The sequence below is a fragment of the Occallatibacter savannae genome, from assembly GCF_003131205.1.
GTDB classification, from domain to species: domain Bacteria; phylum Acidobacteriota; class Terriglobia; order Terriglobales; family Acidobacteriaceae; genus Telmatobacter; species Telmatobacter savannae.
Genome location: NZ_QFFY01000001.1, coordinates 1,606,154 through 1,627,424 on the forward strand (window position 1 = coordinate 1,606,154; position 21,271 = coordinate 1,627,424).

The following is a 21,271-nucleotide window of genomic DNA, read 5'->3' on the forward strand; positions in this document are numbered from 1 at the left end:
TTCCTGGAGGTCGCCGATGATCGACGCAAAACGAAATCGAGAACGGCTCCAGAAGCTCACGAAGATCTGCCTTGCTCTACCCGGCGCCGCAATGGAGGAGATGCACGGGCATGTGGCGTTCAAGGTGGGTAAGAAAACATTCGCGTACTACCTGAACGATCATCATGGCGACGGAATCGTCAGTGTCTGCTGTAAGGTGCTGGCGGCCGACAACAAGCGGCTGATCGAAGCGAATCCGCGCAGGTTCTATATGCCGGCCTACATCGGCCCGCGCGGATGGGTGGCGCTCCGCCTCGATCGCGCAACCGTCGACTGGAGCGAAGTGCAGGAACTGGTGCGCGGCAGCTACGAGCAGATGGCGCCGAAGAAGCTTGTGCAGCAGCTTGGGCGTGATTAGAGTGACGCGAAGAACGACGGGTCGAGCAATCCGGTCCGGTGATTCCCTTCCCCATCGCGAGCCGTCAGAATGGGGAGTGGTGGTTCGCAGACATCTCAACGGCGACAGCGGCGCATGTAGAACTTCGTGCGGGCTCGCACTCACGTTCGCCGTTGCTTGCTTTCTGCTGCTCGGACTCGCCGCCCCGAGCGCCCGAGCCCAACAAGCCCCTGGGCAGGTTTCCAATCAAACCATCACCGTCCACGGGATCGTGCGCGTGGGCGCGTCCGGCGATCCGCTGCCGCACGCGCTCGTTCGCATCGGCGGCGACGCTTCGAACGGCGCACTCACGGATGGGGACGGAAGATTTGAGATCGCCGACATCCCGGCCGGGCCACAGGAGTTCACCATCACCAAACCCGGATATCTGGACGAGGCCGAAGCCGCCGCAGACAGCATCGCGTGGAACGCGCATGGCTATGGCCACAACGTGATCGTCGCGGCAGAGATGGGTGACGTGGTCTTCACCATGGAACCGGCCAACTCGATACGCGGGCAGATTCAGCTCTCTACCGGCGATGTAGCCGAGGGCATCCAGGTAACGCTTCTCCGCCGCACCATCCGCGACGGACGCGCCGTGTGGCAGGAAACCGGAACCGCTCGCACCAACAGCGAAGGCGCTTACCGGTTCGGCGGTCTGACCGACGGACAGTATGCGGTCTACACCATGCCCGCGATGGAGAGCGACGCGCCTGGCTTTGTGCAGGTGGGCTCTGCCGCAAGATCGGCGCGTGCCGGATACGCAAGCGTCTTCTATCCGGATGCGCGAGACCTCGGCAGCGCAGCGAAGATCCAGCTGCACGGCGGCGAGCAGGCCCAGGCCAACATCGCCCTGACCCTCGAGCCGTTTCAGCCGGTCGTGGCCGCGGTGACGATACCCAGAACGGCAGACAACATCTCCGTGCAGGTACTGGACGCACAGGGCAACGCGCTTCCCTACAGCGCACAGTACGACGCTTCAACGCACTCAGCGCAGGCCCTGCTGCCGGAGGGTAGTTACTCGCTCAACGCGTCAATGGCTTCCCGCGTCCTTCACATCGCAGCAACACGCAATGCGAATCGATCTGAATTGACCCCGCTCGGGACGCGCGGTTTTGCGGGCCAGGTGAGCTTTACCGTTGCCGCGCAACCGGTGACCAGCCTTCATCTTTCCATGGCCGCAGCCGGAAGCAGCCCGATCCAGGTGAGCTTATCGCGCACGCGGACAGCGCAAGCGCCTTCGAATCCGGCTGCGCGCGATGCGTATAACGATCCCCCGGTCTTCATCACCCTCACGCAGACGGGCGGCTGGCTCTCCGACGGCATGGTCACCAGCTACGCCGAAGGCCCAGCCACAGGACCGCTGCAGACGAACGCAGTGCCGGCCGGTTCGTACTGGGCGAGCACAGCCATCGGGCCGCGCACCATGTGCGAGTCCTCCTTCACCGCGGGCGGAGCAAGCCTGGCACGCGAGCCGCTCGTGCTCGGCGTAACAGGAACTACCGCTCCATTGACACTGAGTTTGCGTGACGACTGCGCAAGGCTGACGCTCTCACTGCCGGGCTCACTGGGATACAGCGCCGGCGAGGAACGCGCTTTCACCGTTTACGTCGTTCCCGATTTCGATTCGACTCAGGCCGTCGTTCCGCAGACTCTTCGCCTGTCCAGCGGCGGGCGCGTGATGCTGACCGGGCTCACTCCCGGAACCTACCGCGTATACACATTCGACCGGCCGGTCGCTCTTGAATACCGAAATCCCGAAGTGCTCGCCGCCCTGCCCAGCCAGGCTGTTTCCCTCGAATCCAACGCCGAAGCGGAGCTTGCCGTTGAGGTGCCGCAAAGATGAGGCGCCTCGTTGCAAATCTGTGGATACTGGCCTGCGTAGCGGCGGTGCTCATCCCTGCACTCGCAACAGCGCAGGCTCAGCCGCCGGCGCCAGCGGCAGCAACCGGGCAGTTTCGAATCGCCGGCATCCTTTCGAATGCAGCCACCGGAGAGCCGGTCCGGCGCGCCCTGGTGCAGGCCATGGATGCGACGGGACACACCGCAGGTACCAGCACCACCGATGCCGACGGGCATTTCCTGCTCCCTCACCTGCCCGCGGCAAAGTATCAGCTCACCGCCTCCAAGCGTGGATTTCGCACCGCCTCTTACGATGAGCACGATGAATTTGCCACATCCATCGTCACCGGGCCCGATCAGGACACAACGCATCTCGACTACAAGCTGATGCCTAACGCCGTTCTCCACGGAGTCGTCACCAGCGATGATGGCGAGCCCGTGGCCGGTGCGAGCGTGATGCTGTTCAAGCGTTCGAAGCGCGACGGGCAGAAGATTGAGCGTGCCGGGGGTGCGCAGACGGACGATACCGGCGAATACGAAATCGGCGACCTCGCCTCCGGTGAGTACATGCTCGCCGTCTCTGCCGAGCCCTGGTACGCGGTGCACAGCGGTGCGGCCGCCAAAAAGAACAGCGCCCTCGATGTCGTGTACCCGGTCACGTTCTTCGACTCCACCACCGACGAGCGCGCGGCAACACCCATCGAGCTCGCCGGCGGTATGCGGCAGGAGATCAACATCAGCATGCACGCCGTGCCTTCGCTCCATATCTCCATCCCCGCTCCGGAGCGCGCCGACGGCAGCGTCGTAGTTCCGCAGTTGCAGCGCATTGCATTTGGAACCGTGATCGACACGCAGAGCTCGGGCGATTTCTTCGGCGGCGCGCAGGGCCGCACACTCGAGCTCGGCGGAGTCGCTCCCGGCCGCTACGAACTCGCCATGGGCGAGCCGCAGCGTGTCATGGACGTCGACCTGAGCGCGAACCAGCAGATCGATGCCGATGCCGGAGCCGCGGCCAGCGCCGTCAAAGGAGTGGTACGGATGATTGCCGGCTCCGCGTTGCCCGAAGAGATGACGCTCACGCTCAATCGCCTCGATGGAGGCGCGGGACAGGCGCAGTTCGCCACAGAAGCGCGCGCAGGGCGATTCACGTTCATGCCCGTCCCGCCCGGCGACTACGAGGTGCTCGCCACCGCAGGAGACAAGGCGCTGCCTGTCGTTGCAACTGCCGTCGGACTAAAACAGCAAGCCGGCAACACGCTGACGTTGCGCGAGGGCGGTCCCGCGCTGACCATCACCGTGAGCGCCGCCGACACCCGCATCGACGGCTTCGCAAAGAAGGACGGAAAAGGCATCGCCGGCGTCATGATGGTTCTGCTGCCCCGCGATCCGGCGCAGTGGAAGAGCCTGACCCGCCGCGACCAGTCAGACTCCGACGGAAGCTTTGCCTTCCGCGACGTTGCACCCGGAGCCTACACCGCAGTGGCCATTCAGGATGGATGGCCGCTCGATTGGGCCAGCTATCCAGTGATGCAGCGCTATCTTCGCGCGGGGACAAACGTCACAGTGTCAGGAAACTCAGGCAAGGTGATCAAATTGCCCGCGCCTGTCGCGGTCCAGCAGCGGTGAGCGGGCTTCGTGGAACCGGGGTGGAGCAATTAGTCTAGACAGGTACCGAACTGATTGCGGACCTCTATGGGCGAGAGCGGCAACCGCTGCTCTGACGGCATCGAGTGTCCCTTACCCTGCGCGATGCGCAGGGTGGATGTGAAGGAGATTTTGCATTGAAGAGCAAGTTGCTGCTTTCGATTCTGGCCGTGGCTTCGGCCCTCGTTGTACCGATGGCTGCCGTAGGCCAGATCGCGCCGGAGAAGCCGCCGAAGGATGTCACGGGCCCGGTTTACAAGTACGAGGCTTATGTCGGATACGGGTACACGAGCTTGAACCAGGTGAACCTGTCGCGTAGCGGTCTGCAGGGCGTCAGCGCCTCGGTCACCCGCTACTTCGGCGACCACTTCGGCATCAAGGCCGACGGCGGCTACTACGCGTACAACGTGACGTCGAAAAACCCGGGCAGCCCCAAGGTCGACATGGTGATGGTGGGGCCGGTGATTCGCGGCAACCTCTTCGAGAAGTGGAGCGGGTACGCAGAGGGCCTGTTCGGAGGCGAGCACACCGGAGGCGTTTCCATTCAGCCCGACATCTCGTTCGCGGGCGGCTTTGGCATTGGCGTCGATTACAACCGCAGTGCGCGCTGGTCGGTCCGGGCGTTTGGCGACGACATCGGCTCATCCTTCACGCTTCAGCCCTATCAACCCGGCTTCTCATCGCACATGCGCTGGAATGCGCGCGCGGGCATCGGACTGGTCTATCACTTCTAACTTCTTTCCAGAGATCACTCATCAGGCGGAGCCAACACGCTCCGCCTTTTGTTTTGCGCTCAGATTTGCGGCTGCGTAGCAACGCAGTAGTTGAGGCAGATGATGCCGCTCGGAAAAGTCCGCGAATCTTTGAAGATGAGAGGCGAGCGGCGGCCAGGAGGAACGAGAGGCACTCCGCCGCCGAGCAGGATGGGGATAACTGAGACCTCCACGCGATCCACCAGTCCCGAGTCGAGCAGGCTTCGGAACGTGATGCCTCCGCCGAAAAGCCAGATGGCCTTGCCGGATGTGCGCTTAAGTTCAGAGACAGTTCCAGCCAGGTCTGCTGAAACAACAGTCACGTCAGGATGCTGCGCCGGATCGAGCGTGGTGGAAGCTACGAAGACCTTCATGCCGAGGTCTTTCGGAGACCGGCCCAGCCGCAGCATCTCTTCGAAGCAGACGCGCCCCATCACTGCGGTGTCGAACTGGCGAAAAACCTCTCCAAAGTCGATCGTGGGGTCTTGAACAATCCAGTCGAATTCTCCATTTGGTCCGGCGATGTATCCATCCAGACTGGCTGCGACGCTGTAAACGAGATCGCGCATGCACTCTCCGAAGCTGCCCTGTTGCGTAGCTGAAGTGTACGCCGGGATTTCGAAACCGCGGTACCAAGGTCAATCGTTTGTAAGAAGCGGACCAGCAGCAATGAATCGCAGCGAAGTCTACTTTGAGCTCGCCAGAAACCTGTCCAGTTCCTTACGATTCGTTCCCTGCGACGGCAGGAAGTCCCGCGCGTTCAACCGCGCCAGCACCTCGGTGGTGACGAACTCATGCCCGATACCGCCCTCGTCCACGCGGACAACCCGCGCCAGCACGCTGATCGATCTCTTCTCGGCGCCTGCGGCATCCTCGCGCTCCAGTGTCATGCGCACCAGAGTATTGGGCGACCACAGCTCTTTGCTGCGAAGGTAGAGACCGCTGCTGCTGATGTTCACAATCTCGTGTGGCTTGGGCGCGCCGCCGGTGAAGTAGAACGCTACCAGCCCGGACATGGCCACCCGCTGGCCACGCCGCCGGTTGCCATTCAGCGAGACAGACTCACCCGATAGCCAGCGTTGAACACGAGCAGCAAATGGCAGCTTCTCTTTTGCGGGGATGCCAACCACGCGCGCCGGCTCAGGGGCGGCCGCCGGAGCTGGTTCCACAGGAAGCGTCGTGTTTACCCCAGCTTCAGCGGCCGCGGGCGGTGGAGCAAATGGCGCAGGCGGCGGGACGAGCTCTGGCGCAGCCGGCGTCAGAGGCGGCGGTTCAATCGGCGGAGACTCCACGATCGGCCTCGTCTCGGCCCTTGTCTTTAACGGGGCAGGGGTCGTCGTCATCTCCGCTGCTTCGGAACGCTGCTGCGCGGATTGTTCGTTCGCTGACACGCCAAAATGAGGCAACGGTTCCCGGGCAGCTTCATTCGGCTCCCGAATGTGCGACGCCGCTTCCTCCTCCTGCCGCTGCTCCCGGCGAAGCTGCTCGTCGACCAGTTCGATCACAGCCCGGAGATTGAACGGCAGTTGGGAAGGAGCTGGGGTTTGCGTTTGCCGGGCTTCCTCCTGGTTCGCCGCTTCAGAGGGCGCCGGAGATAAAGCACTCTCGGAAAAGCGTGCGGCCGGCGGAGTCTCTTGCGGAGATGGCCCAGCTTGCAAAATCGTGATGGGCTCCATTGCTACGGACGCGTCGTCGACCTCGTCACTTAGGACCGTTTGCTCGAGAGCCTGCTCGATTGGAATTTCCACCTCTCCGACTGAAGCGAACGGGTCGGGGAGCAATGGCTTGCTCTGCATCCTGTCGACGAGCTCCGGCGATCGCGCCGCCGGTGAAACAAACATCTCGCGGACCTGCGGCGTTCCCGAAGTTGGCAGATAGATCAGCGAACCATCGAAAGGATCGGGCGTCGCTTGCGGCATAGCCGACTCGAACCGGTGCGGAGGCGAGTCAATCGCCTGAAACTGGGCTGCTGCTCTCAGGAGTGCGGCGAGCTCGGCCCCGGTGCAGATGCGGATGATGTCCCCCGGTTCGCTGTTGGAGTTGGGGAGGAGCTGGTCCGACAGGAACAGAATCGTGGTGACCTCCTCGCTGATCGGCGGGAACGGCGTGCCCGGACCCACGTCGGCAATCGCCAGGATCCTCTGCTCCGAATCGAGATAGGCGACGTCAAACGCGAACAGGCGCGGTATCTCTGGCGCAACCGCAACATTGTTCAGGCGGATACAAAAGTGCGGGTCGCGACCGGGCCCGTTCATCACGAGAGCAAGCAATTGGGCAGGCGTCTGCGGCTCGGAAACGGAGATGACACGCTCGCTGAGCAGAGCGTTCCGGGTCGCGTTATAGACGCAATAGCTTGCGGGGTCCATGGCTCCTCTTGGGGTGAGCGGAGACGGAAGGACATTGTGGCGAGAATGATGCGCCCTCGCATGCGGACCCAAGGCAATAAAGCAAAAAGTTGACCAATGGTTTGATGCGGATGCGAAACGCTGCGGCTGAGATCGTCGGCAGAAACGTAACCTTTTATGTCAAGGCCGGCTTGGCGAATCTGAACAGCCGCCTGTGAGGATTACTTTTTAGTCTGTAGCTTCGATGGGCCGGTCAGAAACGAGCGTTGCGCACGCAAGCCCATGGAGTTGCCGGGCGAGAACTGCAAAAAAGAAGACGATGACGCAAGCGTAGAGCGGGGCCGCAGCAAGAGAAAGAAAAGAACCGAACAGCAGCAGCATGGTGGAAATGGTCAGAAGCCCGCGATCCCGGCTATTTTGGTCCTTCTGGTAAAGCGAATCCCAAGTCAGCAAGACGGGCAGATACAGCAACGCCAGGTCATAGGCGTACTCCTGATATCCGACGAGGACTGATGCGGCCACAAACAACGAAAACACAAGTGGGTGTGCCTCTGGTCTGTTTTTGATCTTCTTCACAGCCCAGACTGACAGGACCAAGACCGCCATCGAAAGCACTGCAACCACAACGAAGATCACTCGTTCGGAGAGGAGGTGCTGCAATGCAAGTGTTGCCAGACCGCGCACGTTCGGCATATCGGCAAGGTGGTAGTGCCCTTCCTCGTAGGTTGAAAACCGGCTCAAAAGAGAGGGATAACCTGCGACACAAGCCCAGCCGAGTTTGAGGATCGCAACACAGACCAGAAAACTGAAGGTTCCCAAGAAGCCGGTCACAAGCTTCCAGCGTTCTTTAGAAACGATGGCCAGCAGGAGAATCATGGGCAGAGCAAGGGGCGGTTTGTACATTGCGACTGCAAGGGCGCATCCCGCCAACGTGTAACGACCCCGCACCAGACTTCGATAGCAGATCGCGAATAGCAGCAGCGTGACAATTGTGTCTTGCCCCTGGAACAACGTGGAGATAGTTGGGATGAAGAAAGTAACGCTTACAAGGCCCAGCTCAATCCGCTCCTTGATGGATGCAATAAAGGGAAGCAGAACGAAGAGCGTGAGAAAGGCACAAAGCAGACTGAACGTCCACCAAACCCAGGCCGCTGTGACGAACGGGAGACGTGCGAGTGGAAGAAAGAATATAGCCTCAAAAGGAGCGTGGATATAGTAATGCCGTACGATGATCCCGGGTACTTTTAGGATGTTCTTCAGCCGTGGTTGATCATAGAGGGAAAGATCATAGAGACGCGCCCCATCACCTGAATCAATGATCGTCGCGGCATCATAGAAGCCCTGAAAATCGGAAAACCCGTTTTCGACTGCCACTCGAAGTTGGAATGCGAGCGAAGCCGGAATCGCCAGCGCAACAAGTGCGGCAAGCAAAATGGTCAGAACTCTGCGAGGAGAGAGACCTGCGCTGGCGGAAGATTCTGTCGAGTTGATGCTGTCGGTGAGCAAGACGCTTTTTGACTTTGGTTTCGAAGAGATTACCACCTCGCCACACACGATCGAAGCTCGCGATCGTCACTCCAGGACACCAAAGTGATACTGCTCAAAACACGATCAGTTATCCTTCTTCGGCCTCGCGCAGTTTGGCGATCACCGTGAAGTCTTCAAGCGTGGTCACGTCGCCCTTGATCTCGCCGTGCGTCGCCAGTTCGCGCAGCAGGCGGCGCATGATCTTGCCGCTGCGCGTCTTCGGGAGTGCTTCGGTAAAGCGGATGTCGTCGGGACGAGCGAGCGCGCCGATCTCTTTGGCCACCCACTGGCGAAGCTCGTCCTTAAGCTGATCTGACGGCTGATTGCCGGACTCAAGCGTGACAAAGGCTGCGATTGCCTGGCCTTTCAGGTCGTCCGGGCGTCCCACCACGGCCGCTTCAGCCACCTTGTTATGCGCGACCAGGGCCGACTCCACCTCCATCGTCCCAAGCCGATGCCCGCTCACATTGATCACGTCGTCAACGCGGCCCATGAGCCAGAAATAGCCATCTGCATCCTGGCGCGCTCCGTCGCCGGTGAAATAGCACCCCGGAACATCCGACCAATACGTCCTCTTGAACCGCTCAGGATCGCCCCAGACCGTTCGCGCCATCGATGGCCACGGCTTGCGTACAATCAGCAGGCCGCCGCTCCCGGCAGGAACAGCGTGGAAGTTCCCGTCCGCGTCAGGACGCGTAACAACCTCCGGCTGAATTCCGAAAAACGGTCGCGTCGCCGACCCCGGCTTGGCCGGAACCGCACCGGGCAGAGGCGAGATCATGATCGACCCGGTCTCCGTCTGCCACCAGGTATCCACAATGGGGCAGCGGTTGTGCCCGATCTTCTCGCGATACCACATCCACGCTTCAGGATTGATCGGCTCGCCTACCGTGCCCAGCAGTCGCAGCGAATCGAGCTTGTATTTATCGACATACTGATCGCCCCACTTGATGAATGCGCGGATCGCCGTGGGCGCAGTGTAGAAAATCGTGACCTTGTGGTCGTCGATGATCTTCCAGAAGCGCGAAAAATCTGGATGGTTCGGCGCGCCCTCATACATCAGCACGGTAGCGCCGTTCTGCATTGGCCCGTACACGACATACGAATGCCCGGTCACCCAGCCGATATCGGCCGTGCACCAGTAGATGTCATCGTCCCGCAGGTCGAAGACATACTTCGACGTGATGTACGTCTGCACCGCGTAGCCGCCCGTCGTGTGAACCAGACCCTTGGGTTTGCCGGTAGTGCCCGACGTGTAAAGGATGTAGAGCGGGTCTTCGGAGTCGAGTTGCTCTGCGGCGCAATGCGTCGGCGCATCGGCGATGATGTCGTGCCACCACCAGTCGCGGCCCTCGACCATGTTCACCGGCGACCCGGAACGCTTGTACACGATGACATGTTCAACCGTGGGACATGCATGCATTGCCTCGTCAACCGTGCGCTTGAGCGGAACTTCGTTGCCCCGCCGATAGCTGGTGTCCTGCGTAATAACGGCCACGCAGCCGCAGTCGTTCACGCGATCCGCAATCGCATTCGCCGCGAATCCTCCAAAAATCACAGTATGAATCGCGCCAATGCGCGCGCACGCCAGGATCGCGACCGCAAGCTCCGGCGTCATCCCCATATACACCGCCACACGATCGCCCTTCTTGATACCCAGGGCCTTCATCGCGTTCGCGAACCGCTGCACCTCGGTGTGGAGTTCTGCATAGCTCAGCCGCCGAATCTCTCCCGGCTCGCCCTCCCAGATGATGGCAGTCTTATCGCCGCGCCCGCTTTCAACGTGACGATCGAGGCAGTTGTAGCTCAGGTTCATCCTTCCGCCCACAAACCACTTGGCTGCCGGCAGGTTCCACTCCAGAACCTTGTCCCACGGCTTGAACCAGTGCAGTTCCTTTGCGATCCCGGCCCAGAAAGCCTCAGGATCTTCAATCGACTGCTTGTACAACTGCTCGTACTGCTCAAGGCTCTTGATGTGCGCTTTCGCCGAGAACTCCGGTGGCGGCGGAAAGACGCGGGCTTCGCGAAGGAGAGAATCGAGATCCTGGCTGGAAAGAGATGAAACCGATTTTGGATCAGCGGGAACGTGCGGCGAGGACATGAATGGGATCCTTCAGGGAAGTCGATGGAGTGGGAGTCTCAAGCAGGAGACATAAGTTCGCTTCAGCGCAACGGCGCCAACTGCTGACGCTGCAACTCTATCGGGGCAGGGGTGGGAGGGGCAAGAGCGGCAGTGGTCAGACGCCAGCTCAGTCCGTGGTGGCGGGAAGCGGCGCCGCGGTCAAGACAAGCTGACTGACTGCAGGCGATTCGATCTCCGACCAGATCAGCGTTCCAGAGCTTTCTTTCAGAAACAGACTGCCAACCACCAGCGAGAGCATGCAGACCGACATAGGAAACAGCAGCCCGGCATACAGGTTTCCTGTCGCAGCACACAGACCGACGCCGATCACAGGCAGCAGCCCGCCAAAGATGCCGTTGCCGAGATGGTATGGAAGGGAGACAGAGGTGTAGCGGATCTTCGCAGGGAAGGCCTCGACCAGGTACGCGGCGATTGGCCCATAGACCATGCAGGAGAACAGATTCTGCAGGCAGATCAGCAGAATCAGCAGGGGCATGTTGGGATGGCTGGCTTGCCGAGCCGCAACCAGAGACGAGCCTTCCCGGGTAAGAGGCGTAAGCCGCGTTTCGTTGGTGACTGGGTCTTTCGTCGACGTGACGCCGACAACGTTGTTGCCGGCCGCCTGCTGCATCGCGCGATAGATCGGATAAATACACACCAGGCACAGCAGCATTCCCGCGAGCATCACCTTCTTGCGCCCGATGCGGTCGGACAGCGCTCCGAAAAGGATGAACGTAGGCGTGGCCATGGCGAGACCGATCAGCGCGATCACGTTCGTCGTATGCGTGTTGATGCGCAGAATGTTCTGCATGTAGAAGAGCGCGTAGAACAGTCCCGTGTACGACACAACCGCCTGCCCCGCCGCCGCGCCGAAAAGCGATACAAGCACCTGCCTGAGATTTGCCCAGTTCCCAAACGCTTCTTTCAGCGGACGCGCGCATTGCGTTCCGCTCGCCTTCACATGCGCAAAGATCGGCGACTCCTTCATGCGAATGCGAATGACAAGGGAGATGCCCACAAAGATGAGCGAGAGCAAAAACGGCAGACGCCATCCCCAGCGCTGGAACGACGGTCCATTCATCGAGTGCTCGGTAGCCAGAATTACCGAGAGCGAAGCGATCATGCCCAGTCCGGCAGTGGTCTGCAGAAAGCTCGTGTAAAAGCCGCGCCTGCCGTCGGGAACATGTTCGGCCAGATACACCGCGGCTCCGCCATACTCCCCGCCCAGCGCGAGTCCCTGCAACAGCCGGATAAGAATCAGACCGATGGGCGCGATCCACCCCGCGGTTTGAAATGTCGGCAACATGCCAACCGCCGCAGTCGCTCCGCCCATGATCGACAGGGTGAAGATGAATGCGATGCGGCGTCCCACCAGGTCGCCGACGCACCCGAAGAAAAGCGCCCCGAAAGGCCGGACAAGAAAACCCGCGGCAAACGTCGCAAGATACGCGATGAGCGCGAACGTCTGGTTCTCAGGCGGGTAGAACTTGACCGAGAGAACCGAGGTGAGCGCGCCGAAGATGTAGAAATCGTACCACTCGATCAGCGTTCCTGTCGCAGAACCGAGCACAACGCGAACCAGAGAGCCGGAAGAGTGAGGCTTCGCCGGGGAAGACATGCGCTGATCGACCTCGCACAGAGTCCCGTCAACCAGCGGGGGCACAGCAGGGACTGAGATTCACTGTGCGGGTGCTCAGACGCGGTCGTCAAGCGAATTCGGGACGCCCGTCAGCATCCTGCAACCTGCAACATCGGATCAGTTCAAGCTCAGCGCGAGCCGGATGGCCTGCTCAACCGGAGAGTAGTTGCCGTCGGCGCGAGACAGCTGGAATGGAACTCGTGGTGCAAGGGGCGGTTGCGCCATGAACCGCGGTGTCTTCCCGCGATGCGGTTGAGCTGCATGCAGAATGAATGGGTGGCAGAGATAAACGGTCCCCGCGGCGCCGGTGGCCGACACCTCTTCCCCACCCTGAGTCGCGGATGCAGCTGCCTGCGAGATCTCCATCATCGGCATCCCCGCTTCTCCTGCGGGAGCGAGCAGGCGCGCCATGGTCTGATGCGAGCCGACGCGGATGCGTGTGGGCGCGTCGTCCTCCCCAACATCGGAGAACAGGAACAGCATCAGTAGTGCCCTGCCCTTTGAGTTGATGTTGATCCGCCACTGAAGGTAGTTGTCCGTCGGCGGATCGGGCGGGAAGCTTGCGTCCACGTGCCAGCCCGTATCTCCCGGATCATTCGGGTGCGGGAAGCGAAGTGGAAAAGTCCCGAGGCTCTCCCGCGGAACCCAGCGGCCCTCTCCCACGAGTGCGTCGAAGGCACGGTGAAGGACGGGCATGTTTGCAGCCTCTCGAAAGGGTTGCTGCGGATAATCCCATAGCCGAATAACCGGTTTCGTCCATGTGGAGCGGTCGTTTGGATCGCAGCTTGAATCGCGCCACAGAATCTCTCGTGCGGCGGCCGCTGTTTCAGGCGAGAAGGCGCCGTCGATGCGCAAGAAACCGTCCCGGATAAAGCCCTCGATTTGGTCCCGGTTGAGGAAGTGCAAGGATTCGTCGCCTTTGTCGTGAGCCGCATCCATTCGAAGTGGAGACATATCAGATCCTCACGCAGACCTAATTTTCGATTCTCACGCACTTCCCATAAATCGCATTCGGACCGATCCAGCCGTTGATCCGCCCTCGGTTGTTTCCGATCTGGAAACGGGATCCGCTGATTGCTTTTACGAGGTGCAGGTACTCGTTGCCGTGAACCTTGCAAAGAACGATGTCGTTCACCTGGATTTCAGAAACATCAATCGGAATGACCGTGCAAAGCTGGCCCGATTCGATTCTGCCTTTCATCGAATTCCCTCGGGGACGGAACGAGACAGAATCCCCCTGTCGGAGTTGCACGATGTAGTGAGTCGCCCAACCCATGAACGTTCTCCTGGCAGTTAGCCTTTATACCGCTTCTGGTGCCACGTCCAGGCAGTGCGTACGATCTCATCGAGCTGGGTGTAGCGCGGCTTCCACCCTAGCTCCTTGATCGCCTTTTCAGAACTGGCAACGAGAACGGCGGGATCGCCCGGACGCCGGGGGTGCAGTTCGGCGGGAATCGGATGGCCCGTAACGCGGCGAGCCGATTCAATCACCTCGCGCACGCTGAATCCGTGGCCGTTGCCCAGATTGAAGATGAGTCGATCCTTCGCGGCAGCGTCCGTTTCCACTGCCTTGAGGGCGAGCAGGTGCGCGTCGGCAAGGTCGGAGACGTGGATGTAATCCCGAATGCAGGTGCCGTCGGGCGTGGAGTAGTCATCGCCGTAGATCCGAATCGACTGCCGGCGTCCCAGAGCTACGTCGAGAATCAGCGGAATCAGGTGTGATTCCGGCTCGTGGTCTTCCCCGCGCGTGATGCCGTCAGGACCTTCCGGAGCGCCGGCCACGTTGAAGTAGCGCAGAGCCACCGATCGGAGCCCGTGGATCGAGTGAAACCAGTTGAGCATGGTCTCGACGATCAGCTTCGACTCGCCGTAAACGTTTGTAGGTTTCAGCCGGGCCGACTCCGTGATGGGCACGGTTTCCGGCTCCCCATACACGGCCGCGGTCGAGGAGAAAACCAGGCGCCGGGGACCCTCCGCGATGATCGCCTCCAGCATCGCCAGAGTGGATGCCGTGTTGTTACGGAAGTAGGTCTCAGGCTGCACCATCGAGACGCCTGCCTCGATGAGCGCGGCAAAGTGCAGCACAGAGTCGAACGGCTTTCCTTCCCCCTTTGCCGACTTGAAAATCTTTTCGATCAGACCGCGATCTGCGATGTCGCCTTCAATGAACTCAACCCCCGGGGGAACCATCGATCGACGGGCGTGGCACAGGTTATCAAGTACAACGGGCTGATGGCCTTGCGAGAGGAGAAGTGAGGCGACGGTGCCTCCAATGTATCCGGCACCGCCGGTAACCAAAGTTCTCACAAAAGTGGTGTCCTTCCAGGGCGTATTGGGTTACCGTGAGTCTATTACAGCAAGGCATTGCAAAGGTTTGCGCCTTCCGAGCAGCGACCGTCAGCAGACGGCGCATTCGGACCCGCGGCTTGATCGAAAATAGCCGTTTCGAAAGCCTCGGGCAAAAAAATAAACACATGCGCGGACAGACGTTTTCCCTTTTCCCGGCCTCAAACTGTTGAGGATCTCTGCGGCAGTTCATTGGATGCAGTCTGGTTACCCCGGGGGAAGGCAGGATGCGCACGAAGCAGGGTCACGAAATCAGGTCCTCGGAGCGGGTTCGGTCCCGCCAAATCGAAAGTGCTTCCTGTAGCGCTGGAGTAACCTGTTCCGCTACGATATTTGGAGACTCTTGTGCACCGGCGCTCGTTCCGTTTTGGGCAGAGCGACGTCAAATAGAGCACGCGGCCCATTGGAGCTCAACAATCCCCTGCTTCGGGAGCCGGCAAAGCAAGTTAGACTTTCCTTTTTGGATTCAGCCGGTTGCCGCGGAATATGAGGAGCATTTGCGGCGACTGAACATGAGGTACTCCCGCCCGGGCAAGAATGTGGTCAGAATGGCAGATTATCGTCATGATTCATACCGCCTTCACGTCTATCCAACGCGCATCTTAGAGGATCAAGACGCCGCCTCCATGGCAAATTCCGAGGTATCAACATGCAGATGAGTGGCTATCCTGGTCGAACAAGTTTCGGCTTGCTCCCTGAGCCGGAGGGACGCTCGACGTCGTTCCTCACGAGCGCGACCGTGAATGTGATCATCCTCGGGCTGATGATCTGGGTGGGCATGACGGCTAAGCACGCTTTGCAGCAGCGTCACTTTGAACAGACGGAGCTGATCTTCCCCACAACGCCGCCGCCTCAGCCGAAGTTCAAGACGCCTCCTCCTCCGAAACTTCCTGACCTTCCCAAGCCGAAGCTGGAAGTGCAGATGGAGCAGCCAAAAATCAACATGCCGAAGCCCGAGCCCAAGCCGGCGCTCAAGCCTCTGGAGATGGAAGCCAAGCTCAATACACCCGAGCTCAAGGCCGCCAAGCCGGCCATCGTTCTGGCACCCCAGCCGAAGGCTGCGCTCACGGCAGCAATGCCTGCCCAGAACAACACGGTTAAGGCCTCCACGGCCCCCGTTCACCTGGGAGAGACATTTGGCGTAACCCCGAATCCGAATGCCACCCGTCCCGCGACCGTAGCTGCCATCGGCAACCCATATGGCGGCATGCAGGGCCCGGCCGTTGCTCCTCACGGAGTGGTCGGATCGGCGGGCATCGGCAACGGCCTCAAGTCCGGCTCGAACGCCGGAACCGTGGGTAAAGTCGCGCAGGCAGGGATACCCGGCGGCACCGGCACGGCATCGACCGGCTATCCGACCGGCGGCAAGGTGGGTTCAGCCGGCATCAAGACCGAAGTTGCAGCGACCCCCGCCGCGCAGCAAAGGAAGGAAGTCGCTCCGACCAGTCTCGAAGTGTTGTCCAAGCCCGCTGTGCAGTACACGGCAGAGGCGCGACAGCTGAAGGTGCAGGGCGACGTGGTTCTGCGCGTCACCTTCACGGCCGCAGGGCAAGTGATCGTGAACAGCGTCGTGCGCGGGCTGGGCCACGGTCTGGATGAAGAAGCACGGCGCGTGGCTTCTCAGATCCGGTTCCGTCCGGCGACCCGCAACGGCCAGGCTGTTGACTTGACCACAAACATCACCATCACCTTCCAGCTGGCGTAAGAGTCCAACGAATTTTGCAGTCATTACGACAGACAGCTCATACGCTCACAAGAAGCAGAAAAGCTGCTGCCATTGGAAAGACAAGAAGTCCTAGGAGAAAAATGATGTACAGAAAGATCCCTTTAACCCTCCTGTCCCTGCTCATGGGCGTGTCTGCGGCAGAGGCAAAGAAAACGCCGCATTATGACCAGACTCACCCGCTGACCCCAGATCAGGCCGCGCTCGTGCAGAAGTCGATCGGGCAGGAGAAGATCCTGATCAAGGCGATCCAGCAGCGCACACCGCTCGTGGAGACCTACATTCAGGACACCAAGCCGGATGTAAAACTCTGGCAGGTACCCATCGGGGACCAGTACACATTGAGCCGGGTAGATTTCGGCAAGGGCTTCTTCGATAAAAGCTACGAGCCTCGCGACGCAAAGGACAAGAAGGGCTGGTTCAAAGGCTCTTTCGCCGCCATCAGCGGACTCACCAAGGCGCTGGGCCTCGACAAGCACTTCACCTACAATCCCACCGGCTTCATGCAGATGATGTTCCTCGATCCGACAGGATTCGATGAACAGCACTATGCATTCACCTACGTGCGCCGCGAGTTCCTCGGTTCCGTCAGAACGTGGGTCTACGACGTCCATCCCAAGGTCGCCGGAATGGGCCGCTTCTACGGTCGCGTGTGGATTGAAGATCAGGACGGCAACGTCGTCCGCTTCAACGGCACCTACACCGGACCGCGCAGCGAAGACGACTCCCGCTACTACTTCCACTTCGACAGCTGGCGTATGAACGTTCAGCCCGGAGTCTGGCTGCCGGTCGCCATCTACGTCGAAGAGACGAGCCGCGACGGCGAAAAGCAAGTCGGCCTGAAGGCGCAGACCCACTTCTGGGGCTACAGCCTGAAGCTCCCCACCCGCGACAGCGAGAGCGTAAGCATGAAGGTGGACGACGCCGAAGACAAGAGCGACGACTCGCAGGACGTGAGCCCGCTGCAGGCCTCACGCGAGTGGGTTCAGCAGGCCGAAAACAACGTCATCGATCGCCTCGAGCAGGCTGGCCTCGTTGCACCGCTGACGCCTAACGGCTTCGAGCAGACGGTGCTCGACCAGATCGTCACCAACCTGGTTGTGCCCAACAATATTGCGCTCAGCCTTCCCGTGCACTGCCGCATCATGCTGACCGACACCATCGAGACCACGACCGTCGGCAACACGATCCTTGTCAGCAAGGGCCTGATCGACACGATGCCGAAGGATGAAGCAACGCTGGCGTCCGTCATCTCGCTCGAGCTTGCGCACATCGCACTCGGACATCACATCGATACCCGGTACGCGTTCAACGATCGCCTGATGTTCCCCGACGAGGCTTCGTTCCGCCGCATCAACATGAACCACACCGACCACGACAACCAGGAAGCTGCGAGCAAGGCGCAGGAATACCTGGATGCCTCGATGTACAAGGATCAGCTGTCGAAGGCCGGCCTCTACTGGTCTCAGCTCGCCGATCGCGGCCAGGTGCTGAAGGCGCTCAACACGCCGAAGCTTGGCGATTCCCTGCTGAAGACGGACGGTACGCCGTGGATGACGGCTCTCGCCAAGGGCGCGCCCCGTCTGAACTGGGATGACCTGACGCAAAGCCCGGCTCTGCCGCTGGGCAGCTGGCTCAAGACCGATCCCTGGGACGATCGCGTCCATCAGCTGAACGCGAAGCTGTACGCGCCTCTCAATCCGCGGGACAAAATGCCTCTCGAGGTCACGCCGGTCTACTTCCGCCTGCAGCGCTACGACGAAGCCCAGTCGGCTGCAGCCAAGAACGCGGCCCCGGCCCAACCGCCAACTGGCGATCCGAACGGAGCAGCCCCAGCCGGGAACCCGGCCGCTGGTCAGCCCGCAGGCAGCACACCGCCTGCAGGTGGAGATCAGACTGCACCGCCCCAGCAGAACGAGGGCCCGCAGCCCCAGCAGCAGCAACAGCAGCCGCCCCAGCCCCAACCGGGTGGGTCCCCTAACCCCCAGAAGTAATTAGCAGCTATATGTCGAGGCGGATAACCTGAGGTTATCCGCCTCTGGCTTTATACTTAGCGACGATTTTGAGTTCCTGTTCAGAGCTTCCTGATCCAACATTCTGACCTAACTTCCTTCAGGAGTGGATGAGCGCCCTTTCATGAGAAGACTCCAGCTTTTCCTTTTCAGCTTGCTGATTGTGATGATCAGTGTGTGCGCGCATGCGCAGGTTTCACCCTCAGCCTATCGGGGAAAGATGTCGCTCACGGCCGGAGGATTTGCCTCGGCATTTCAGCCCGACTACGCAGGCGGCGGCGTACCGGGAACGAGCCCGTACCGGCTCTACGGTTTCGGCGCATACGCCGACCTGCGAGTGACGAAATGGGTCTCGGTCGAAGCCGAGATGCGCTGGCTGCGCGAGCACTCATTCGTCGGAATCACCGAGGATAGCTACCTCTTCGGGCCCAGGGTTCCCATCCACGAGTACAAACGGCTCGGCGCTGTTCCCTATGGCAAGGCTCTGGTCGGGCTGGGCAAAATGGATTTTGAATACAAGGAAGCCTACGGCCGGTTCACCGATCTCGCCCTCGGCGGCGGCGTCGATCTCAACCTCTCCAGGCACTTGAGCGTGCGCGCGTTCGACTTCGAATATCAGTTCTGGCCGAACTGGATCAACGGAACGCTGAAGCCATACGGAGCCAGCGCCGGAGTCGCATACCGGATCTTCTAATCACTTGACGCTCTTTCCCCGCGAAGTCCCGCGCCGCCTCATCGTAGAATTGCGCCATGCCGGACGAAAGCCGCGCGGCGAAGAAGGGTGATGCGATCAAGATCGCAATGCTCGTTGGGGCGTTGGTCGGTGCCCTGCTTGCCCGACCGATCATCAAGCCATGGCTCGATGATGCACATGGCACGGGCTACACATTCAAGGACTGGCCGATACTTGTTTCATTTCTTCCGTGGGTTGCGTTCTCGATGTACTGGGAGTGGCAATCGAAGAACTCCGCGCCCGCAATCAGATCCGAGTCAAAGGCATCCAGAACCGTCCACGTCGTGCTCACCAACCTGGCTCTGCTGCTCATCTTCTGGCCGAGCAAATACCTCAGTCAGCGGTTTCTGCCGGACAACCTGACCGTCAGAGTGCTTGGGCTTGCGGCTGAAGTTGCAGGCGTCGCTCTGGCCATCTGGGCACGACGAATCCTCGGCCGAAACTGGAGCGGCGAAATCACCATCAAGCAAGACCACGAGCTGATTCGAACCGGCCCCTATGGCTCCGTACGCCATCCCATTTATTCCGGCTTGCTTGGGATGTATGCGGGAACAGCGATCGTCTCAGGTCAGATGCATGCCCTGCTTGGGCTCCTGCTCGGCATCATCGCTTACCTGCGCAAGACGCGAATGGAAGAGCAGAACCTGGTGAACGCGTTCGGCAGCAAATACGAATCCTATCGCCAGGAGACTGCTGCGCTGGTACCTGGGCTGTATTGATCGCCGGGGAACGTACAATCGGTCCAGCCAAACCTTCCGGGAGTTCACCTTTTGTCGAAGAGCCGTCTTGAAGCGTTCAGCGATGGAGTGCTCGCCATCATCATCACCATCATGGTGCTGGAGCTGCACATCCCGCAGGGCAGCGGAATCGAAGCACTCAGACCGGTCCTGCCCATCCTCCTCAGCTACCTGTTGAGTTTCGTCTACATCGGCATCTATTGGAACAACCACCACCATCTGCTGCACGCGACTCGGCAGGTTCGCGAAAGCGTGCTCTGGGCGAATCTGCACCTTCTGTTCTGGTTGTCCCTGCTGCCTTTCGCAACGGGATGGATGGGCGCCAGCCGCTTTGCTCCCGACCCGACGGCGGTCTACGGAATGGTGCTGCTGATGTCCGGCGTGAGCTATTGGATCCTGGTGCAGACCATCATTGCCGGCGAGGGCGAGAACTCCCTGGTTAGAAAAGCCATCGGCAAGGACCGCAAAGGGTTCGTTTCCGTCGTGATGTATGCGATTGCCATTCCCTTCGGCTTCGTCGCCCATTGGGTGGCGCATTCTATATACATTCTTGTAGCGCTCCTGTGGCTGATTCCCGATCGCCGCATCGAGCGGCTCATCACATCGGAATAAACTTCTCGCCTGACCGCCGGCTCCTTTTTCACTTGACAGGCAAGCCGTCGCTTGCCTATCGTGAAGCTCACAACATGCAAGTAACAGCTTGCCTGTTGCAAGTGCATCTCTTGCAAGAACCCTTTGGCAACGACCAATGACCGATATCTTCGAAGCCCTTGTGGCGCCGGTGCGGCGAGCGATTCTGGACGAGTTATGCGACCGGGATGGCCAGACGCTCTTCGAGATCTGCGCGCGCCTGCTCATGCGGCATCAGATCAGCGTCACGCGGCAGGGCGTCTCGCAGCACCTCGAAATCCTCGAGAGCGCAGGCCTGATTGCTACGGAACGGGAAGGCCGCTACAAATTCCACTATCTGCGCACTGAGCCATTGAAAGCGCTCGCGACACGATGGCTTCCACAGAAAAACAGGAGAGAGAAGGATGATCAAGATCGTGCTCACGAGCATTCTCGTCGACGACCAGAAAAAAGCCCTGAAGTTCTACACGGAAAAGCTGGGATTCCAAAAGAAGACCGAGGTGCCGCTCGGGGAACACAGCTGGCTGACCGTAGTGTCCGCCGCAGATCCCGACGGAGTTGAGCTTGTGCTGGAGCCCGATGCGCATCCGGCCGCAGCGCAGTTCAAGCGGGCTCTCGTTAAAGACGGCATACCCATCACCTCGTTTGGCGTCGACGATGTTCACGCTGAATACACCAGGCTGGTGGCCGCGGGAGTGCAGTTCACGCAACCGCCTGTAGCGATGGGTCCGGTGATCACCGCCGTTCTCGATGACACGTGCGGGAACCTGGTGCAGCTGGCGCAACGCTGCTGATCAAATCTGA

The 21,271-nt window shown here is 60.3% G+C and carries 18 protein-coding genes and 1 pseudogene; 11 read left to right on the forward strand and 8 right to left on the reverse strand.

What is annotated here, in order from left to right; genetic code table 11:
• Positions 1-16 precede the first annotated feature (16 nt).
• The 4 genes from DHV10_RS07110 (at position 17) to DHV10_RS07125 (ending at position 4,635) form a co-directional block, all read left to right on the forward strand.
• Positions 17-397: an MmcQ/YjbR family DNA-binding protein gene (locus DHV10_RS07110; RefSeq protein ID WP_109485750.1), complete on the forward strand. Its 381-nt coding sequence runs from the start codon at positions 17-19 to the stop codon at positions 395-397.
• Positions 398-476: 79 nt separating this feature from the next.
• Positions 477-2,261 (forward strand): MSCRAMM family protein, encoded by a 1,785-nt coding sequence (locus DHV10_RS07115; RefSeq protein ID WP_162601280.1) that lies wholly within the window; start codon positions 477-479, stop codon positions 2,259-2,261.
• Positions 2,258-3,883, forward strand: coding sequence for a carboxypeptidase regulatory-like domain-containing protein (locus tag DHV10_RS07120; protein WP_109485544.1), 1,626 nt, complete (start codon positions 2,258-2,260; stop codon positions 3,881-3,883). Before DHV10_RS07115 ends, DHV10_RS07120 begins: the two co-directional genes overlap by 4 nt.
• A gap of 155 nt (positions 3,884-4,038) precedes the next feature.
• The gene (locus DHV10_RS07125; protein ID WP_109485545.1) at positions 4,039-4,635 is read left to right on the forward strand and encodes a hypothetical protein; all 597 of its coding nucleotides are present in this window, start codon (positions 4,039-4,041) and stop codon (positions 4,633-4,635) included.
• A gap of 59 nt (positions 4,636-4,694) precedes the next feature.
• Here DHV10_RS07125 and DHV10_RS07130 read toward each other — a convergent pair whose 3' ends face one another.
• From DHV10_RS07130 to galE, 8 genes are all read right to left on the reverse strand, one after another.
• Positions 4,695-5,222 (reverse strand): dihydrofolate reductase family protein, encoded by a 528-nt coding sequence (locus DHV10_RS07130; protein ID WP_109485546.1) that lies wholly within the window; start codon positions 5,220-5,222, stop codon positions 4,695-4,697.
• Between the two features lie 117 nt (positions 5,223-5,339).
• Complete coding sequence (locus DHV10_RS07135) at positions 5,340-7,019, reverse strand: PilZ domain-containing protein (protein ID WP_109485547.1); 1,680 nt, start codon at positions 7,017-7,019, stop codon at positions 5,340-5,342.
• Positions 7,020-7,226: 207 nt separating this feature from the next.
• Positions 7,227-8,504 (reverse strand): glycosyltransferase family 87 protein, encoded by a 1,278-nt coding sequence (locus DHV10_RS07140; protein WP_162601281.1) that lies wholly within the window; start codon positions 8,502-8,504, stop codon positions 7,227-7,229.
• 109 nt (positions 8,505-8,613) lie between these two features.
• Positions 8,614-10,626: an acetate--CoA ligase gene (gene acs / locus DHV10_RS07145; protein WP_109485549.1), complete on the reverse strand. Its 2,013-nt coding sequence runs from the start codon at positions 10,624-10,626 to the stop codon at positions 8,614-8,616.
• A 148-nt stretch (positions 10,627-10,774) separates the two neighbouring features.
• A complete protein-coding gene (locus DHV10_RS07150) occupies positions 10,775-12,265 on the reverse strand; it encodes an MFS transporter (RefSeq protein WP_109485751.1) in 1,491 nt (496 codons plus the stop codon).
• Between the two features lie 138 nt (positions 12,266-12,403).
• Entirely contained in the window at positions 12,404-13,240 is an 837-nt protein-coding gene (locus DHV10_RS07155; protein ID WP_204101341.1) for a phytanoyl-CoA dioxygenase family protein, read from the reverse strand.
• A 19-nt stretch (positions 13,241-13,259) separates the two neighbouring features.
• Positions 13,260-13,487 carry a hypothetical protein gene (locus tag DHV10_RS07160; protein WP_204101342.1) on the reverse strand — a complete coding sequence of 76 codons (228 nt, stop codon included), beginning with the start codon at positions 13,485-13,487 and terminating at the stop codon, positions 13,260-13,262.
• Between the two features lie 92 nt (positions 13,488-13,579).
• Positions 13,580-14,593 (reverse strand): UDP-glucose 4-epimerase GalE, encoded by a 1,014-nt coding sequence (gene galE, locus DHV10_RS07165; protein ID WP_109485552.1) that lies wholly within the window; start codon positions 14,591-14,593, stop codon positions 13,580-13,582.
• A 694-nt stretch (positions 14,594-15,287) separates the two neighbouring features.
• On the opposite strand from galE, the gene DHV10_RS07170 reads away from it, so the two are divergent.
• The 7 genes and pseudogenes from DHV10_RS07170 (at position 15,288) to DHV10_RS07200 (ending at position 21,261) form a co-directional block, all read left to right on the forward strand.
• Positions 15,288-16,337, forward strand: coding sequence for an energy transducer TonB (locus tag DHV10_RS07170; RefSeq protein ID WP_162601282.1), 1,050 nt, complete (start codon positions 15,288-15,290; stop codon positions 16,335-16,337).
• Between the two features lie 104 nt (positions 16,338-16,441).
• Positions 16,442-18,349: a M48 family metalloprotease gene (locus tag DHV10_RS07175; protein WP_109485554.1), complete on the forward strand. Its 1,908-nt coding sequence runs from the start codon at positions 16,442-16,444 to the stop codon at positions 18,347-18,349.
• Between the two features lie 142 nt (positions 18,350-18,491).
• A complete protein-coding gene (locus tag DHV10_RS07180; protein WP_109485555.1) occupies positions 18,492-19,061 on the forward strand; it encodes an outer membrane beta-barrel protein in 570 nt (189 codons plus the stop codon).
• Positions 19,062-19,117: 56 nt separating this feature from the next.
• Positions 19,118-19,819: a methyltransferase family protein gene (locus DHV10_RS07185; protein WP_109485556.1), complete on the forward strand. Its 702-nt coding sequence runs from the start codon at positions 19,118-19,120 to the stop codon at positions 19,817-19,819.
• A 51-nt stretch (positions 19,820-19,870) separates the two neighbouring features.
• Complete coding sequence (locus DHV10_RS07190; protein ID WP_109485557.1) at positions 19,871-20,449, forward strand: TMEM175 family protein; 579 nt, start codon at positions 19,871-19,873, stop codon at positions 20,447-20,449.
• A 136-nt stretch (positions 20,450-20,585) separates the two neighbouring features.
• A pseudogene (locus tag DHV10_RS28180) lies at positions 20,586-20,714 on the forward strand (winged helix-turn-helix domain-containing protein); the annotation flags it as partial.
• Between the two features lie 157 nt (positions 20,715-20,871).
• On the forward strand, positions 20,872-21,261 hold the full coding sequence (locus DHV10_RS07200) for a VOC family protein (protein WP_239461317.1): 390 nt from the start codon (positions 20,872-20,874) through the stop codon (positions 21,259-21,261).
• Positions 21,262-21,271: the final 10 nt, after the last annotated feature.

Coding starts and splice junctions, on each gene's coding strand:
- DHV10_RS07120 (WP_109485544.1), top strand. CDS start 2,258: ATGAGGCGCCTCGTTGCAAATCTGTGGATACTGGCCTGCGTAGCGGCG.
- DHV10_RS07155 (WP_204101341.1), bottom strand. CDS start 13,240: ATGTCTCCACTTCGAATGGATGCGGCTCACGACAAAGGCGACGAATCC.
- DHV10_RS07200 (WP_239461317.1), top strand. CDS start 20,872: ATGATCAAGATCGTGCTCACGAGCATTCTCGTCGACGACCAGAAAAAA.
- DHV10_RS07110 (WP_109485750.1), top strand. CDS start 17: ATGATCGACGCAAAACGAAATCGAGAACGGCTCCAGAAGCTCACGAAG.
- DHV10_RS07170 (WP_162601282.1), top strand. CDS start 15,288: ATGAGTGGCTATCCTGGTCGAACAAGTTTCGGCTTGCTCCCTGAGCCG.
- DHV10_RS07180 (WP_109485555.1), top strand. CDS start 18,492: ATGAGAAGACTCCAGCTTTTCCTTTTCAGCTTGCTGATTGTGATGATC.
- DHV10_RS07150 (WP_109485751.1), bottom strand. CDS start 12,265: ATGTCTTCCCCGGCGAAGCCTCACTCTTCCGGCTCTCTGGTTCGCGTT.
- DHV10_RS07160 (WP_204101342.1), bottom strand. CDS start 13,487: ATGAAAGGCAGAATCGAATCGGGCCAGCTTTGCACGGTCATTCCGATT.
- DHV10_RS07135 (WP_109485547.1), bottom strand. CDS start 7,019: ATGGACCCCGCAAGCTATTGCGTCTATAACGCGACCCGGAACGCTCTG.
- DHV10_RS07130 (WP_109485546.1), bottom strand. CDS start 5,222: ATGCGCGATCTCGTTTACAGCGTCGCAGCCAGTCTGGATGGATACATC.
- DHV10_RS07175 (WP_109485554.1), top strand. CDS start 16,442: ATGTACAGAAAGATCCCTTTAACCCTCCTGTCCCTGCTCATGGGCGTG.
- DHV10_RS07185 (WP_109485556.1), top strand. CDS start 19,118: ATGCCGGACGAAAGCCGCGCGGCGAAGAAGGGTGATGCGATCAAGATC.
- acs (WP_109485549.1), bottom strand. CDS start 10,626: ATGTCCTCGCCGCACGTTCCCGCTGATCCAAAATCGGTTTCATCTCTT.